11 protein-coding genes are annotated in these 16,746 nt (G+C 60.9%); 2 read left to right on the top strand and 9 right to left on the bottom strand.

The window, feature by feature from the left end:
• Positions 1-82 precede the first annotated feature (82 nt).
• From galE to C9E91_RS03415, 4 genes are all read right to left on the bottom strand, one after another.
• Positions 83-1,117, bottom strand: coding sequence for a UDP-glucose 4-epimerase GalE (gene galE / locus C9E91_RS03430; RefSeq protein WP_107106949.1), 1,035 nt, complete (start codon positions 1,115-1,117; stop codon positions 83-85).
• Between the two features lie 192 nt (positions 1,118-1,309).
• The gene (locus C9E91_RS03425; RefSeq protein WP_107106948.1) at positions 1,310-2,476 is read right to left on the bottom strand and encodes a pyridoxal phosphate-dependent aminotransferase; all 1,167 of its coding nucleotides are present in this window, start codon (positions 2,474-2,476) and stop codon (positions 1,310-1,312) included.
• Positions 2,477-2,619: 143 nt separating this feature from the next.
• On the bottom strand, positions 2,620-3,054 hold the full coding sequence (mscL, locus tag C9E91_RS03420) for a large conductance mechanosensitive channel protein MscL (protein ID WP_107106947.1): 435 nt from the start codon (positions 3,052-3,054) through the stop codon (positions 2,620-2,622).
• A gap of 226 nt (positions 3,055-3,280) precedes the next feature.
• A complete protein-coding gene (locus C9E91_RS03415) occupies positions 3,281-3,883 on the bottom strand; it encodes a TetR/AcrR family transcriptional regulator (protein WP_107106946.1) in 603 nt (200 codons plus the stop codon).
• Between the two features lie 143 nt (positions 3,884-4,026).
• Here C9E91_RS03415 and C9E91_RS03410 point away from each other — a divergent pair, with 143 nt between their 5' ends.
• Positions 4,027-5,238 (top strand): MFS transporter, encoded by a 1,212-nt coding sequence (locus C9E91_RS03410; RefSeq protein ID WP_107106945.1) that lies wholly within the window; start codon positions 4,027-4,029, stop codon positions 5,236-5,238.
• A 7-nt stretch (positions 5,239-5,245) separates the two neighbouring features.
• Here the strand turns inward: C9E91_RS03410 and C9E91_RS03405 are convergent, their stop codons facing one another.
• From C9E91_RS03405 to C9E91_RS03385, 5 genes are all read right to left on the bottom strand, one after another.
• On the bottom strand, positions 5,246-5,689 hold the full coding sequence (locus C9E91_RS03405) for a YybH family protein (protein ID WP_107106944.1): 444 nt from the start codon (positions 5,687-5,689) through the stop codon (positions 5,246-5,248).
• A 122-nt stretch (positions 5,690-5,811) separates the two neighbouring features.
• Positions 5,812-8,022, bottom strand: coding sequence for a 3-hydroxyacyl-CoA dehydrogenase NAD-binding domain-containing protein (locus C9E91_RS03400; RefSeq protein ID WP_107106943.1), 2,211 nt, complete (start codon positions 8,020-8,022; stop codon positions 5,812-5,814).
• A 14-nt stretch (positions 8,023-8,036) separates the two neighbouring features.
• Positions 8,037-9,245: an acetyl-CoA C-acetyltransferase gene (locus C9E91_RS03395; RefSeq protein ID WP_107106942.1), complete on the bottom strand. Its 1,209-nt coding sequence runs from the start codon at positions 9,243-9,245 to the stop codon at positions 8,037-8,039.
• Positions 9,246-9,342: 97 nt separating this feature from the next.
• Positions 9,343-11,139, bottom strand: coding sequence for an acyl-CoA dehydrogenase C-terminal domain-containing protein (locus C9E91_RS03390; RefSeq protein WP_107106941.1), 1,797 nt, complete (start codon positions 11,137-11,139; stop codon positions 9,343-9,345).
• A 257-nt stretch (positions 11,140-11,396) separates the two neighbouring features.
• Positions 11,397-12,425, bottom strand: coding sequence for an acyltransferase family protein (locus C9E91_RS03385; protein ID WP_146143972.1), 1,029 nt, complete (start codon positions 12,423-12,425; stop codon positions 11,397-11,399).
• Positions 12,426-12,891: 466 nt separating this feature from the next.
• Between C9E91_RS03385 and C9E91_RS03380 the strand changes: the two genes are divergently transcribed.
• Positions 12,892-16,632 (top strand): peptidoglycan-binding protein, encoded by a 3,741-nt coding sequence (locus C9E91_RS03380; protein ID WP_107106939.1) that lies wholly within the window; start codon positions 12,892-12,894, stop codon positions 16,630-16,632.
• Positions 16,633-16,746: the final 114 nt, after the last annotated feature.

Raw genomic sequence — 16,746 nt, 5'->3', positions numbered from 1 at the left:
GAAATATTACCAAGGATTGCTGAATACTTTGCATTTCTACCCAGGCATCAAAATATAGAACGCGCTTCCAACGTAAGAGACCTTAGATGCTTGGTGCTGCGAACACCTTCAGCAAGCCGCTGGCTTCGAAACCGGATCTGTGGGCGAGGTAGTTTTCCCACTCCAGCGACGAGCGCACGATGGTCTCCATACAATTGTATTTCGGTACCCAGCCGAGTTCGCGATGGGCGAGCGTGGTGTCGGCGACGACGCTGGCGGCATCGCCCGGTCGGCGCGGCGCCATATGTATCCTGAACGAGCGGCCATAGACCCGCATGACCATGTTCAGAACGTCGAGCACAGAATAGCCCATGCCATAACCGCAATTGGCGACCAGCGGCCCGCCGCCGCTTCTCAGGTGTTGCAGCGCCATCATATGCGCTTCGGCGAGATCGGAGACATGGATGTAGTCACGCACGCCGGTGCCGTCATGTGTCGGATAGTCGGTGCCGTAGATATCCACCTGGCGGCGGCGGCCGAGGGCCGCTTCGCAGGCTACCTTCACAAGATGTGTGGCACCGTCGGTCGATTGGCCGGCCCTGCCCTTCGGATCGGCACCGGCGACGTTGAAATAGCGGAGTGCCACATAGCTAAAATCGTAAGCGGCGGCGGCATCGCGCAGCATCCATTCCGACATCAGCTTGGATTGTCCGTAGGGTGTTTCCGGCCTGAGCGGCGCGTCTTCCCGCACCGGCTCTCCGGAGGGCTGCGGGCCGTAGACGGCAGCGGTGGAGGAGAAGACGAAATGGCGAATACCGGCCTTGATCGCCGCACTCATCAGGATGCGGGTTTTGCAGGTGTTGTTGTCGTAATAGGCCAGCGGATCTTCGATCGACGCCGGCACGACGGCGGAGCCGGCGAAATGAATGACGGCGTCGATATCATTTTCGGCGAAGATTTTCTCCAGCAGCACTTCATCGGCGACATCGCCGAAATAGAAGCGTGCCGCCGGCGCGACTGCCCAGCGAAAACCGGTGGAAAGACGGTCGATGACGACCACATCCTCGCCGGCGTCCAGCAATTTCCAGACCATATGGCTGCCGATATACCCGGCACCGCCTGTCACCAACACTGTCATTCTTCGCGTCCCTGCAAAGTCGTACAGGCACCATATGAGGCCGGGTTTCTTACGGATTTGATTAAAAGAAGAGACCGAGCGGGCTGCCGCGAAGGGAAGATTGTTCCTATGGTTAGGCAGGGTTTTCGGGGATTGGTCGAATTTTATCGAATGGCGGAAAATGCCTTCGCCCCAATGGGACGAAGGTAAATACTACAAGCTCAGGATATAGCGGCTCAGCCGTTCCGCAGCATCCGCCACCTGTGCAGGATCACGCAGGAAGCAGGCGCGCATGAAGAGTTCGCCGCCCTTGCCGAAGGCCGTTCCGGGCGCCAGGCCGACGCCGGTCTTGTCGACGATATCGAGAGCAGCCTTGCGGCTGTCGGTGACGCCGTCGATCTTCAGGAAGGAATAGAGCGCGCCATCCGGCTTCAGCGTGTGGACGCGGTTGGTGGCGATCAGCGCGTCGCAGAGGATATCACGCGAACGGGCGGCCTTGGCGATGTTGGAGCGGACAAAATCGTCGCCTTCGTTCAGTGCGGCAACGGCGCCCTTCTGCATGAACTGCGCCACGCCGGAGGTCGAGTATTGCACGAGGTTTTCGATCACCTGGCCGAGTTCGGGGGGCGCCACGATCCAGCCGACGCGCCAGCCGGTCATCGACCAGTTCTTCGAGAAGGAGTTGACGAACAGGATCTTGTCATCCGCCTCCTTGACATCGAGGAAGGAGGGCGCCCGGCCGCCGGCATAATAATAGAGCGCGTAGATCTCGTCGGCCATGATCCAGAGACTGTGCTCCCGGGCGAGCGCCAGAATATCCCTGAGGTCCTGATGCGTCGCCGTCCAGCCGGTCGGGTTCGATGGCGTATTGATGAAGAGACCTTTGGTTTTCGGCGTGATCGCCGCCTTCAGACGCTCAAGATCAAGCGTCCATTTGCCGTTTTCGAACTGCAGCGGCACCGCGACCGAGCGGGCGCCGGCGATCTCGAGCGCAGCCGCAATATTCGGCCAGGCCGGTGACAGATAGATCATTTCATCGCCGGGCGAGGTGATCGCCTGCACCGAGAGCTGGATCGCCTGCATGCCGGAACCGGTGACGTAGAAATGCTCCATCGGCAGAGACACGCCGAAATGCCGCGTATAGTAGTCGGAGAGCGCTTGGCGTAGCTCCGGGATGCCGCGCTGCCAGGTGTAGAAGGTTTCGCCGGCGTTGAGCGACGCCATGGTGGCGCGGTTGATGAAATCCGGCGTCGGCAGATCGCCCTCGCCAACCCAGAGCGGCAGCAGGCCATCGCGCCCACGGGCATAGTTCACGACTTCCACGATCCCGCTTTCGGGCGCAGTCAGAGCACGCGGGCTGAGGCTATCCAATATCGACATGCAAAGTCTCCGGTTTTCGCCTTCTTAGAGCAATTCGGCGGGCAAATCCCATGACTTTGACTGAGCGACCAATCGATTTTCGTGATGAATGAGCCCCGACCTTTGATAGGCCGAGGCTTGGAGACAGGAATCTGAAAAATGCCTTAGGCCGCGGGGCGCTTGGCCAAGAGATCACGGATTTCGGTGAGCAACTGCACATCGGCCGGCGGCGGTGCAGCTTCGGCTGCCTTCTCTTCCTTACGAGCGACCTGCTTTTGCAGCGCGTTCACACCCTTGACCATCAGGAAGATGATCCAGGCGAGGATGAGGAAATTGATAAGGACGGTGATGAAACTGCCGTAGGCGAAAACGGCGCCCTGCGCGCGGGCCGCAGCCAGCGATGGCGCATTGACGTTGGCTGAGAGCGGGAGGAAATAATTCGAAAAGTCGAAGCCGCCAAAAACCGCGCCGACGATCGGCATGATGATATCGTCCACCAGCGACTTGACGATACCGCCGAAGGCGCCACCAATGATCACGCCGACTGCGAGATCCATGACGTTGCCACGGGCGATGAATGCCTTGAATTCATTGAGCATCGAAGGTCCCCTTTGCGTTGCCATTGAATTTAATCGGCAACCATTAGCATCATCTTTGCCGGTGTTCTTCAATAGCGAAATAGCGCGACGGAGACATCGACGCTGCATATCCCAAGGGAATCACTGACCGCAGCTTTTTTCGCAGGCGATGCCGGCTTGCTTGTTGTCCAGTTGCGGACAGTGCAGGCTCAACCAGCGGGAGAAACGAATTCCATCAAGGAAGTCGTCAGACGCCGGACACATCAGCCGTTATTTCCGCAATTTCAGGACTTGCCGCAACCTTCGGCATGACCCGAGAGATCAGGCCATGAATATAGTCGTTGCTCGGCACCTGATCGAAGAGAATACGGTACATGATCGGCGAGATGACGAAGTCCATCAGTTCGGTGAGTGTCGGAAACGCCTCACCCTGTTCTTCCGCCCGGGCGACGATCACGCGCAATTGCTGCTGCGTATAGCCCGAGCACTTCTCTGCATTCGCAGTGTCGGATACCGCGAGGATATCGCGGATCATCTGCCGGCCGGCGCCGGAGGACATTTCGTCGGCATATTGCTCGGCCCAGGCCTGCAGGTCCATCCAGGCGCTGCCGGTTTTGAGCGGCTCCGTTTCCGGCTGCAACCGCGAGGCAGAAACATCTGCCAGCAGCTCCTGCAAATCGCCCCAGCGGCGATAGATTGTCGATGGCGTCACATTGGCGCGCTGCGCAATGAGCGGGATCGTCACGTCTGCGCGCTCCATCCTGGCCAACATCTCGCGCACCGCCTGATGCACCGCCGCCTGCACCCTGGCACTGCGCCCGCCGGGACGCGGATTTTCTTTTGAAGCCATAGATTTATGCCAATCTTTCCCTTTGTCGCTGTTATCGCATAGGAAGCGTCTACACGTTGCTAACGCAAATTATTTGCTTTTAGCCATGCGGCACCCTACATGTGCTTAACGCAACTTTTTTGCTTTAAGCCAGGATATAATCGATGACCACGATGGATTCCACCGCCAATTCGCCGCGGGCGGCTGGCCGGCGATTAGCACCGCTCTTTCACGCCGCCACCAGCGCCACCTTCTTTGCCGCCTCCTCTGCGCCGACACCGCTCTATCGAATTTACCAGCAGGTTTTCGCCTTCTCGCCGGTGCTGATCACGGTGATCTTCGCCGTCTATGCCTTCGCGCTCCTCATTTCGCTTCTGATCGTCGGCTCGATTTCCGATCATCTGGGACGACGGCCGGTTATCTTTGCCTCGCTCATCCTCAATATGGTGGCGATGGCGCTGTTTTTAATGGCCGACGGTCCAAATTGGCTGATTGCCGCACGCATCGTGCAAGGCTTCGCCACGGGTGCGGCAGCAAGCTCGATCGGCGCCGCCCTCGTCGATCTCGATCCGATCAAGGGATCGATCACCAACAGTCTTGCGCCGCTTACCGGCATGGCGATCGGAGCCCTCGGCACGAGCCTGCTGGTCCAATTCGCCCCGACGCCGACCCTGCTCGTCTATATCGTTATGCTTGCTCTGCTGGCCCTGCAGGCGGTGCTGCTCTGGCTGGTGCCGGAGACGACACGCCGGCGGAGCGGGCTGCTCGCATCGCTGAAACCGGAAGTCGCCGTTCCACAACAGGTGCGCCGGACGCTGCTGGCGCTGACGCCGATCAACGTCGCCGTCTGGGCGCTCGGCGGCTTCTATCTGTCGCTGGTGCCCTCACTGGTCAGCGCGACGACCGGCAGCACGGCGCCGCTAGTCGGCGGCTCCGTGGTCGCAGCCTTGACGATCAGCGGTGCGGCGGCCGTGTTCCTGCTGCGCAAGAGATCTGCCGCCACGGCCATGACGTTGGGTATACCCAGCATGACGCTCGGCATATTGACCGTCATCGCCGGCGTGCATGCGGCGCAGGTGTCGATCCTTGCCTTGGGAACGCTGATCGCTGGCGCCGGCTTCGGGGCGACCTTCCTCGGCACAGTTAGAAGCATCATGCCATTGGCCAAGCCGGACGAGCGCGCCGGCCTACTTTCGGCCTTCTACATCCAAAGCTACCTCGCCTTCAGCCTGCCTGCCATCCTGGCCGGGTTCCTGTCAAAGGCGGTCGGGTTCACGGCAACGACGGATATTTATGCGGCCGCCATTCTGGCCCTGATCATCTGCGGCGTGCTGGCGCTGAAGGCAGGACGGGAGAAGGTCACGGCGTCAGCCTAACCTGGGATTACGGCTTCAGCCCAAGTTCCGCCAATCCGCTGCCGTCCATGGCGAAGGGGACCGATGTGTGATCATGGGCGATCTTCCAGACACCGGCTTCCTTTCTGAGGCCAAGCGTCTCGCGGAACCAGAGGTCGACCTTGGTGCCATCAATCTTGGTGCCCAGCATGTGCGTCAGGCCGCTCCAGAAAGCGATATCCCCGCCGATCGTCAGCTTCTGGTCTTCGACATCGCCTTCGATCGGCCCCTGCCAAGTGTCGAACCAGCCCTGCAGGCTAGGTTGATCCTTGCCCTTATATTGCAGCGGCGGCGCCAGGGTGAATTCCACGATGTCGTCGGTCAGATGCGACAGGACGCCGGCGGCGTCCTTTTCGCCGATCGCCGTCGCCCAAGCGACAAGCACGGCAAAGATGGCGTCGGCCTCTTCGCGGTTTCCAATAATTTCGGCCATTACTTCTCTCCTCTGTGCAATGGAACTAAACAGAGGACGAATGGAAAAGGCCGCTCCCGACAGGAGCGGCCTATTATTTTCCGGAAATTGTCCAGCATGTTCTCTTTCGAGAGAACGCCCTCTTATGCCGCTGTTTTCACGCCATACGGGTCAAATCGCCCATAAAACGTCTCGCCCTTCGCCGCCATATCCTTCAGCAGCGCCGTGGGCTTGAACTGCCGTCCGTAAGCTTTAGCCAACGTTTCGCAGAGCTCCACGAAGGCTTTGACGCCCATTCCGTCGATGTAGGAGAGCGCGCCGCCGGTGTAGGGGGCGAAGCCGAAGCCGAGGATGGAGCCGACATCGGCCTCGCGCGGATCGGTGACGATGCCCTCTTCCATAGTCCGCGCGGCCTCCAGCGCGATGGTGGCAAGGAAGCGCTGCTTCAGGACGTTGACGTCGACCTCCTCGGCCTTCTTCTGCGGATAGAGGTCCTTCAGGCCCGGCCAGAGCGACTTCTTGCCGGGCTTCGGCGGATAATCGTAAAAGCCCTTGGAATTCTTGCGGCCGAAGCGGCCTTCGCCTTCCACCAGGCGCGTGACCAACTGCATGTGCCTGACATCAACAGCCTTGTCGCCGAGATCGGCGACGGCGGCCTTGAGGATCTTCAGCGACAGGTCGATGGCGACTTCGTCGTTGAGCGCCAACGGCCCGACCGGCATGCCCGCCATCTTGGCGGCATTTTCAATCATTGCCGGCGGCACGCCTTCGATCAGCATGTCATAGGCTTCCGACATGTAGCGCAGCACGCAGCGATTGACGAAGAAGCCGCGGGTGTCGTTGACGACGATCGGGGTCTTCTTGATAGCGGCGACGTAGTCGAGCGCGACGGCAAGGGCGCGGTCGCCCGTCTCCTTACCAAGAATGACTTCGGTCAGCAGCATCTTCTCGACCGGAGAGAAGAAATGGATGCCGATGAAATCAGCCGGGCGTTTGGAATTCTTCGCGAGACCGGTGATCGGCAGGGTCGAGGTGTTGGTGGCAAAGACGGCGCCCGCAGGCAGCACCGCTTCAACGGCCTCGATGACCGCCTTCTTCACATCACGATCCTCGAAGACCGCCTCGATGACGAGATCGGCATCGCTGAGATCGGCATAGTCGGCCGAAGGCGTGATGCAGGCAAGCAGTGCCGCGCCCTCGTCAGACGTAATCCGTCCCTTACCGATGGATTCCTTCACCAGACCTTCCGCGACCGTCTTGCCCTTACCGGCCGCTTCCATATCGCGATCGATGAGGGTGACGGCGATACCGGCGGCTGCGGTGACATAGGCGATCGAGGCGCCCATGAAGCCGGCACCGACGACGCCCACCTTCTTCAGCTCCGTCTTCGGCTGCCCGGCAGGGCGGCGAGCGCCCTTGCCGAGTTCCTGCATGGAGATGAACAGCGAGCGGATCATCGAAAAGGCTTCGGTCGTCTGCAGCACCTGCGTGAAATAGCGCTGCTCGATCTTCAGGCCGGTGTCGAAAGGCACCTGCAGGCCTTCGTAGACACATTTGAGGATGGCGAGCGCGGCCGGATAGTTGCCCGACGTCTCACGACGAAGGATGGCCGGGGCAGCCGGCCAAAGCTGCGCGGCAGCCGGCGTCCAGATACCGCCGCCGGGCACCTTGAAACCCTTTTCATCCCAGGGAGCGACAGGCTTCAGCCCATCCTTGATCATCTGCTTGGCGGCCGGAATAAGCTGATCCGGCTCGACCACCTGATGCACGAGGTTCATGGCCTTGGCGCGCGCCGCCGTCAGCGATTGACCCGTTGTCATCATCTGCAGCGCCGACTGCGCATCGGTCAGCCGCGCCACGCGCTGGGTGCCGCCCGCTCCGGGGAAAATACCGACCTTGACCTCGGGCAGCGCCATCTTGACGCCCTTGGCATTGGAAGCAACGCGGCCGTGACAGGCGAGCGACATCTCCAGCGCACCGCCCATGCAGGTGCCGTTGATCGCGGAAACCCAGGGCTTGCCGCAAGTCTCGAGCTTACGGAACAGGCCGGTCATGCGGCCGACGAGATCGAACAGCTTTTGCGCCGCCGTCGCCGGATCCTTCGCCTTCTCGTCCTGATAGACGGAGAAGAGCGATTTGATCATCGACAGATCGGCTCCGCCGGAAAAAGAGGATTTTCCGGAAGTAATGACCACGCCTTTGATCGCCTTGTCGGCAACGGTCGCATCGATGATGGCGTTCAGTTCCTCCAACACCTCGCCGGTAAAGACGTTCATCGATTTGCCGGGCATGTCCCAGGTGACGAGTGCGATGCCGTCTGCATCGGTCTCGATGGTGAAATTCGTATAAGCCATTGTTTCCGCTCCCCTCAGACGCGTTCGACGATCGTGGCGGTGCCCATGCCGGCGCCGATGCAGAGTGTCACCAGCGCTGTGTTGAGATCGCGCCGCTCCAGCTCGTCCAGCACCGTGCCGAGGATCATCGCGCCGGTGGCGCCAAGCGGATGACCCATGGCGATCGCACCGCCGTTGACGTTGATCTTGTCGTGGCCGATATCGAAAGCCTGCATGTAGCGCAGCACGACGGCAGCGAAGGCCTCGTTGAGCTCGAAGAGGTCGATGTCGGCGAGCTTCATGCCAGTGCGTTTCAAGAGCTTCTCGGTGACGTCGACCGGGCCGGTCAGCATCAGCGCCGGGTCGGAACCGATATTGGCAAAAGCCTTGATCCGGCCCCGCGGCTTCAGCCCCATGCTCTCGCCGCCCGCCTTGGAGCCGAGCAGCACAGCGGCCGCGCCATCGACGATGCCGGAGGAATTGCCGGCGTGATGCACATAGTTGATGCGCTCGACTTCAGGATGCGCCTGAATGCCGACCGCTTCGAAACCGCCCATCTCACCCGGCATCCGGAAGGATGGATTGAGCGAGGCCAGCGCCTGCATATCGGTGCCGGGACGCATATGCTCATCCCTGTCGAGGATGGTCAGGCCGTTCACATCCTTCACCGGGATCACGGAATTCTTGAAATAGCCCTTCTCCCAGGCATGGGCGGCCCGCTTCTGGCTTTCGACAGCATAGGCGTCGACATCATCGCGGGAGAAACCGTATTTGGTGGCGATGAGATCGGCGGATACGCCCTGCGGCATGAAATAGGCCGGAAAGTTCACCGAGGGATCCATGAACCAGGCGCCGCCGGACATGCCGAGGCCGACGCGCGACATGCTTTCGACGCCACCAGCGATGACGATATCGTCGGCTCCCTGCGCGATCTTAGCTGCGCCGAAATTCACGGCATCGAGGCCGGAGGCACAGAAGCGCGAGATCTGTATGCCGGGGGCCGTGGTCGAATAACCCGCCTCGAATGCGGCTGCCTTGGGAATGACGGCGCCGGCATCCATCACCGGATCGACGCAGCCCATGATGATGTCATCGACCGTCTTCGTATCGAGCCCGTTGCGGTCGCGGATTGCCTCCAATGTCTTGGCGGCAAGGCGAACGGAAGGCACTTCATGCAGCGCCCCATCCTTCTTGCCGCGCCCGCGCGGCGTGCGCACATGGTCGTAAATGAAAACCTTGGTCATGTCTCATCTCCCTGCGGCGGCAAGCCGCCTTCAAATTCTTTGTCCGGCGGTTGATCGCGTCGTCATTATCTCTCCCCAGCGGGGGAGAAGGTAGAAGTCAAAAAGCTTCCGCCGCCAGTTCCATCATCGTGTCGGCGCCGGTTTCGATGCGAGCCTTGCGCAGCGCCGTTTCCGGCATGATGCGCTCCATGTAGAACCGCGCCGTGACAAGCTTGTTCTTCAAATAATCCGCGCGGGCGCTGTCGCCGTCGGTAAGACCGGCTTGCGCCGCCTTCGCCATCTTCGCCCACATGTAGCCGAGAACGACGAGGCCGAAGAGGTGCATGTAATCCGTGGAGCCGGCGCCGGCATTGTCCGGCTTGGCCATGGCGTTCTGCATGAACCACATGGTCGCGGCCTGGACGTCGTTCAAGCCCTTCTTCAGATGCTTGGTGAAGAAGGCCATCTGCTCGTCATTGCGGTTTTCCTCACAGAAATCGCCGATCTCCTTGAACAGCGCCATGACGGCGCGGCCGCCGTTCAGTGCCAATTTACGCCCGACCAGATCCAGCGCCTGGATGCCGTTGGCGCCTTCGTAGATCATGGTGATGCGGGCATCGCGAACATACTGGCTCATACCATGCTCTTCGATATAGCCGTGGCCGCCGAAGACCTGCTGCGCCATGACTGCATGCTCAAAGCCCTTATCGGTCATGACGCCCTTCAGGATCGGCGTCGCCAGGCCAAGGATATCATCTGCCGCCTGGCGTTCCTTCTCGTCCGGCGAGCGGTGGGCAATATCGGACTTCAGCGCCGTCCACAGCAGGAAGGCGCGGCCGGCTTCGTTGAAGGCGCGGATGGTCATCAGCGAGCGGCGAATATCGGGATGGACGATGATCGGATCGGCTTTCTTGTCCGGCGCCTTCGGGCCGGAGAGCGAGCGCCCCTGGATGCGCTCGCGGGCATAGGCGACGGCATTCTGGTAGGCGATTTCGGCGATCGACAGCCCCTGCAGACCGACGCCGAGGCGCGCCTCGTTCATCATCACGAACATGGCGTTGAGGCCCTTGTTCTCGGCGCCGATCAGGAAGCCGGTGGCCTCGTCATAGTTCATGACGCAGGTGGCGTTGCCGTGAATGCCCATCTTGTGCTCGATCGCGCCGCAGGAGACCGCGTTGCGCGCGCCTGGCAAACCATCCGACCCGACCATGAATTTCGGCACGATGAACAGCGAAATGCCCTTCGTACCTTCCGGTGCGCCCTCGATGCGGGCGAGCACCAGATGCACGATATTGTCCGTCATGTCGTGTTCGCCGGCAGAGATGAAGATCTTCTGGCCAGAGATTTTGTAGCTGCCGTCGCCTTGCGGAACCGCCTTGGTGCGCAGCAGGCCGAGATCGGTGCCGCAATGCGGCTCGGTGAGGTTCATGGTGCCGGACCAGGTGCCCTCGACCATCTTCGGCAAATAGGTCCGCTTCTGCTCCTCCGAACCATGCACGAGAATGGCGGCGATCGCGCCCTGCGTCAGGCCCGGATACATCATCAGCGACATATTGGCCGCAGAGGTATATTCGCCGACAGCGCAATGCAGCGTATAGGGCAATCCCTGCCCTCCGAACTCCTCCGGCACCGCCAGGCCCAGCCAGCCGCCCTCGTAGTAGGCACGGTAGGCCTCCTTGAAGCCCTTCGGCGTCGAGACCGTGCCGTCGTCATGGCGCACGCAGCCTTCCTGATCGCCAGAGTAATTCAGCGGAAAAAGCACTTCTTCCGACAACTTGGCCGCCTCGCCGACGATCGCCTCGATCATATCGGGACTGGCTTCGGCAAAACCCGGCAGATTGTTGTAACGCTCCAGTCCGAGCACATCGTTCAGGACGAAAAGCGTGTCGTTCACCGGGGCCTTGTAGACTGGCATCTTTCGAATTCCTCCAATTGCCACCGGACTCGCATTCCGGCCTTTCACCTAGCCTTACAAAATATTGACGTTTGCGTAAACGTCAAATTCGTGAGGCAAAACGAATTTTTAGGCAGGATGGCGAAGCCGGCAATGGAAATGATGCCGCAGGCGACGGAGATGTGCTTACCCTATGGCTGCCCGCTTATCGAAAAATAGGATCATCGATCTCTCGACATCCGTCCGATCGGTCATGCGGAGCTTCTGTAAACCCGAAGTCAGGCGAGAGTTTGCTCGACGGGCCGGCGGCTGAACATGGCGTTAAGCGTGGCACGCAGAGGGCGTTCGATGAGGTCGTAGCTTGCCACACCACAGGCGATACCCAGTATGAGCGACAAAGCGGAGGGCAGAATCCCCGAACCGGCAAGCCTAAAAAAGGGTTCCTGCCATAGATAGATCGAGAAGGAGCACTGCCCGACAAAGCGGAGCATATTGCCTTCGAAATTCCTGCGGAACCATGGGGCGGAATATTCGATCCCGATCACAGCCATTGCCAGCAGGATCGTTTTGACGCCAAAAAAGACTATAGCATCTACGCCAAACATCCGCGCCAAGATCGCGCTCACCAGGGCGCATGGTGCAATCCATGTCCAATGATCCCGATGCAGGCTTGGTCGGAGAACAATGAAGAGGGCTGCGGAGATGAAGATCCCAGCCATGGCGACATCGGTGCGCCACATCACCACACCGGGGTCTCCCTCCGACATGTGGACTCGAATTACGCCATTGATCAGCGCCATCAATCCCGCCGCGAAAATGATGCCCCAGGTGATGGGTTTGCTTCGCGAGCGCGTGGCGAAGGCGATCAAGGCAAGCAGGATATAACTATGCTCTTCGACGCATAGGGACCAGATATGATCCAACAGGGAAAACGGGTGCCCATAGGCCATGGCGTAGTTCAGGGTGAATGTCAGCGCCGAAGCGGCGACTTTCAGGTCATATTCTCCGAACGTACCGTGAAATGCGAGACTGGTAATCAATATGAACACAAACAATGCGGGATAGACGCGCGCAAACCGTTTGGCGAAGAACATCGGTATCGGCATCTGCTTGACGAACAGAATGTCCGCCATCAATCGCCCCGACAACACAAAGAACAGATCGACGCCGAAGGAGCTGAAGTTTGGCAGATATCGGTCGGCCCCGAAATGGCCCATCAAAACCACGATAACCGCCAGCCCGCGCCATCCATCGAGGGCCGGGATGTGATGCGCCTGATCCGGTTCACGGGCGATGGATGGCGGCACGCACTCGGCTCCCAAGAATATTCAAATCAATCTATGATTCCACAACTCAGTTGAGAAAAGGATAATGGAGTTCAATTTTAAGGCTACGCATCTCGACCCTTCAACCAGCGCGGGACAGAAGGAATGATTGATGTTCAATGCGCCCATCTCACCAGCGGCAGCACCCGTCAAATCCATAAGAACATGAGCATATTCAACAACAAGGCCGAAATAAAAGGTTAAGATTTCGCCAAAACTTAACGGGTTGTTTACTACGTTTCGTGAATTGTGCGGGATGAGCAGCGATGCTTCGCGTTTCTTTCATCTTTAGCTTGATGGAGCGCCGTTTCGCGGTTCAGCCTGAGGAAAGCCTAATAAACTATTTCTTTCCGAACGGTGGGATGCGGTCTGCGCGTGAACCCGCGAAGCAGCGTTCCACAAGCGAAGATGGCCTTTGAGTGGTCCATATGTCGAAGCGAGCAAGAAGATGAGCGGATCGCGATCAAATCCTACCGGCACGGGCGACTGGACGTCGCTGGATGCGTTGAGCCGCACCATCGAGGGGCTGGAAGCGCGCATCGAAGGCCTGATGGGCACGGCTGGCGCCCGGGACACGCGCCAGCGTGTGGCAAACGGTTATGCCGCGGCGCCCGAGCGGACACCGATGCCGGAGCGCGCTCCTCTTTCCGACCGCACGCCACGCACCGAGCGCGACGCCTACGCGCGCCCTTATGAACGTCCCCTCCGCACTGAACGTGCGGAAGCCGATTTACGGCCCGATCCGCTTGCCGAAATCCGCCAGCGCCAGCGCGCGCTCGAGGCGAGCCGCGAGCGCCTGCACACCCGCCGTGAGGAAGCACCAATTGCGGAGCGGCAACCGCTTGGCGGGCGCTTTAGCGAAAATCCGGCGTCGCGGCCGCCTCTGCCTTCGGCGCTGCGCTCTGCCCCGGAAAGCTCCATCGATATCGCTCAGGCGCTGGTCAACCTGCGGCAAGACCTGAAACGGGATATCGCGGATAGCATTGCCCGCGAAGTCAGCGCATTGCGCGCCGAAATCCGCGACATCCGCGACAATGCCGAGGACAAGCATTTCGCCGCCGATGTGCGCGAGGACATGGCGCGGCTTGCCGACAGCATCAGCCAGCTCGCTGGCCATCCCGGCCAGCCGGAAACGGCCGGCCTGAAGGCGGAGTTCGAAGAACTGCGCTCGCTGATGGACGGGCTCGCCCGCGAGGATTCGTTGCACCACGTCGAACGTCAGGTGCAAGCGATCGACACGAATGGTCTACAGGACGAGCTGGTATCGCTCGCTTATCGCCTGGATGATATCAAGCAGCATCTTGGCAGCATGAGCGACAGCCCCGCCGTGCACGCGCTGGAAAACAAGCTGCTCTCGATCGCCACCGCTGTGGAAAGCTTCGGCGGCATGATACAGCCACAGGATCAGGCGATGCAGCGGCTTGAAGGCCGCATCAGTGACCTTGCCGACCAGCTCGACATGATGAGCCGTGAAGCGGCGCGGCGCCAGCCGGCGGACGATCTTTCCGGACGTCTCGAAGCGCTGGCGATGCGCATCGACGAACTCGGCAATGCCAAGGCGGCCGCCCGACTGGAAGAGCGCCTGGATCAGCTCTCCTATCTGATGGAGCGCTCACAGAAGGCAGCACCGCAGCCGGAACTGGTCAACCACCTCGCCGACATCTCCCGCAAGATCGATGCGCTGGAACACGGCTCGGTCGACCATGCGCTGGCCGAACGGCTGGATTATCTGGCCCGGCGCATCGATGAAATGGATTTCCATCCACCGCACCCGGCCGCAAACCTCGACGATGGTGCTGTCCGCCGGCTGGAAGGCCGTCTTTCCGATATCGCCATGCGGCTGGAAGCGAGCACCGCGGCACCGCCGACCGATACGCAGTCGCTGCGCAATCTCGAAGAGCAGATTGCCCATCTCTCGACGCTGCTGATGAACGAGCAGCGGACCGTCGCCGATGTTCCCGCCGATTTCGACCGCCGCATGAGTGCGATCGAAGATTATATGGCGACCAATGACGAGTATATCATCGAAGCCGCCCGCCACGCGGCGGAAGCGGTCGTCGAAGCCTATTCCCGCGAAGGCATGCTCGGCCATGGCGTGCCGGCCGTCGACATGTCGGCGATGACGGCGCTTGCAGAAGACCTTCGCCATCTCGAAGACCTCAGCCGCAGCAGCGACGAGCGCACCCATCGCACTTTCGAAGCGCTGCACGACACGCTGCTGCAGATCGCAGACCGGCTGGACCATATGGAACATCGCCAGCCGGCGCCTGCCATGCCTGCCGCAAAATTCGAGAGCGAGGTTTTTGCTCCGGCTGACACGGCAGCGGTGAAACCGCCTTTGGCAGCCCCACAAAAGGCCGGGCCGGTCATCCGCACCGTCGCGTCTGCCGAATCCGCGGCATCGCCGGAAGCCGCAGTCGCGCAAGCTGTGGAAGCCGTTACCAAGGCGGAGATCAAAGCGGCTGCGAAGAAGGATGGGGCGAAACCCAGCCTGCTCGCCAGCCTCGGCAGACGTTTCTTCATGCCTGAGAAGGCTGAGCCGATCTTCCTGCCCGACCGGCCTGTCATCGAACAGGCGCCGTCGATCGACCCCGTCGACATGATGCCGGCCGAGGACGCGAATGAGCTGCTCGAGCCGGGCTCGGGGGCGCCGGATATCAAGAAGATCCTGGAACGCGTGCGCGCCAGCCAGAATGCCGCGCGCAGCGGCACCATCAAACAGCCGACCGAAAACGAACGCGCCGATTATATCGCCGCTGCTCGCCGTGCCGCGCAGGCGGCCGCAATGGAAGTGGATCAGACACAGCGCTCGGCTCCTGCCTCTAAGAACGGCGAGAAGAAACGCGGTGCATTCTCGCGCTTCCGCCGTCCCATTCTGCTTGCTATCGGCGCAGCCCTGCTTGCCATCATGGCCTTCCCGCTCGTCAACACGCTGACGCGCGGCCAGAAGGCACCGCCGGCCGAAGTTTCGGTGCTGACCTCGGCTGCCGAAAATACCGCGACAAACGGAGCCTCCGCCAATGCCGCTCAAATGCCGGCCTCGAACGCTCAGGCGGCAGCGAATGCGCCTGCCACCCAGGTACCGACACAGGCTCCGGCCGCCGATGCTGGAGACGCTGCACAATCCTCCGCTGCGCCGGCAAATCCGGCCGCGGTGCCGACGAACGATCATCTGACAGCGGCAGCCCCCCTCGACGGCAAACCGACCAGCGAAACCCTGACGCCGGCCGGGAGCGCCACGCCTGCTCAGCAAACTGCTGCCTTCGTGCCCGCCAATGCCACGACGACCCCGGCGCCTGACGCGGCTCAGGCATCCGCGCCGGCCGCTGCGATCGCCGTGCCTGATGGCATCCAGCCGCCAACGCTCGTTGCCGCCGCCAAGTCCGGCGACCCCGTCGCTCTGTTCGAAATCGGCGTGCGCTACACGGATGGCCGCGGCGTTACGGCCGATCTCAAGCAGGCAGCGAGCTGGTATCAGCTTTCCGCCGACAAGGGTTTTGCGCCGGCGCAATACCGGCTCGCCAGCATGTACGAGAAGGGCAACGGTCTCGAGCGCGATCTCGTCAAGGCCAAAGGCTATTACGAGCAGGCCGCCAATCAGGGCAATGCCAGCGCCATGCACAACCTCGCCGTCCTCTACGCTTCCGGTGCAGCCGGTCCGCAGGACTATCCGACGGCGGCGAACTGGTTCATCAAGGCGGCCAATCTCGGCGTGTCCGACAGCCAGTTCAACCTTGCCATCCTCTATGCACGCGGCAACGGCGTGAAGCAGGACCTGCAGGAATCCTACAAATGGTTCGCGATCGCCGCAAAGGGTGGCGACAAGGACGCCTCGCAGAAGCGCGACGAAGTGGCGAACGCCATGAAGCAGGACGAACTCGAAAGCGCCCGCGCCAAGGTCGACCTCTGGAAGGCGCAGCCGCTGGACGCCAAGGCAAACGGCACGACCATCCCTGAGGAATGGACGACCGGCAAAGGCGTCAACACCGCCTCGATCGACATGAAGAAGGCGATCCGCAACATCCAGGCGATCCTTAACAACAACGGCTTCGACGCCGGTCCGCCGGACGGCAATATGGGCGGGAAGACCGTCGCCGCGCTGAAGAGCTTCCAGAAATCGGTCGGCCTGCCGCGGGACGGCAGGGTGAGCGATCAGGTCGTCAAGGAACTTCTGGCCCGCAACAAATAGATCGAAGGCTTCATTTCCGATCGATGAAGCCCTCGGGCATACCGCCGTCGCTGCGCGTAAGAGCAGCATCGGCGAAGGCCCGTTCCTTTGGCGGGCGCCGATCGGCTTGATCAG

Origin of the sequence: Rhizobium sp. SEMIA4064, from assembly GCF_003025035.1 — a bacterium.
In the GTDB taxonomy this organism is placed as follows: domain Bacteria; phylum Pseudomonadota; class Alphaproteobacteria; order Rhizobiales; family Rhizobiaceae; genus Rhizobium; species Rhizobium paranaense.
This window is presented reverse-complemented; position numbering and strand designations above follow the sequence as displayed.

Bases quoted from the DNA above. Each gene is read 5' to 3' on its own strand.
- galE (WP_107106949.1), bottom strand. From the start codon at position 1,117: ATGACAGTGTTGGTGACAGGCGGTGCCGGGTATATCGGCAGCCATATG.
- C9E91_RS03425 (WP_107106948.1), bottom strand. From the start codon at position 2,476: ATGTCGATATTGGATAGCCTCAGCCCGCGTGCTCTGACTGCGCCCGAA.
- mscL (WP_107106947.1), bottom strand. From the start codon at position 3,054: ATGCTCAATGAATTCAAGGCATTCATCGCCCGTGGCAACGTCATGGAT.
- C9E91_RS03415 (WP_107106946.1), bottom strand. From the start codon at position 3,883: ATGGCTTCAAAAGAAAATCCGCGTCCCGGCGGGCGCAGTGCCAGGGTG.
- C9E91_RS03410 (WP_107106945.1), top strand. From the start codon at position 4,027: ATGACCACGATGGATTCCACCGCCAATTCGCCGCGGGCGGCTGGCCGG.
- C9E91_RS03405 (WP_107106944.1), bottom strand. From the start codon at position 5,689: ATGGCCGAAATTATTGGAAACCGCGAAGAGGCCGACGCCATCTTTGCC.
- C9E91_RS03400 (WP_107106943.1), bottom strand. From the start codon at position 8,022: ATGGCTTATACGAATTTCACCATCGAGACCGATGCAGACGGCATCGCA.
- C9E91_RS03395 (WP_107106942.1), bottom strand. From the start codon at position 9,245: ATGACCAAGGTTTTCATTTACGACCATGTGCGCACGCCGCGCGGGCGC.
- C9E91_RS03390 (WP_107106941.1), bottom strand. From the start codon at position 11,139: ATGCCAGTCTACAAGGCCCCGGTGAACGACACGCTTTTCGTCCTGAAC.
- C9E91_RS03380 (WP_107106939.1), top strand. From the start codon at position 12,892: ATGAGCGGATCGCGATCAAATCCTACCGGCACGGGCGACTGGACGTCG.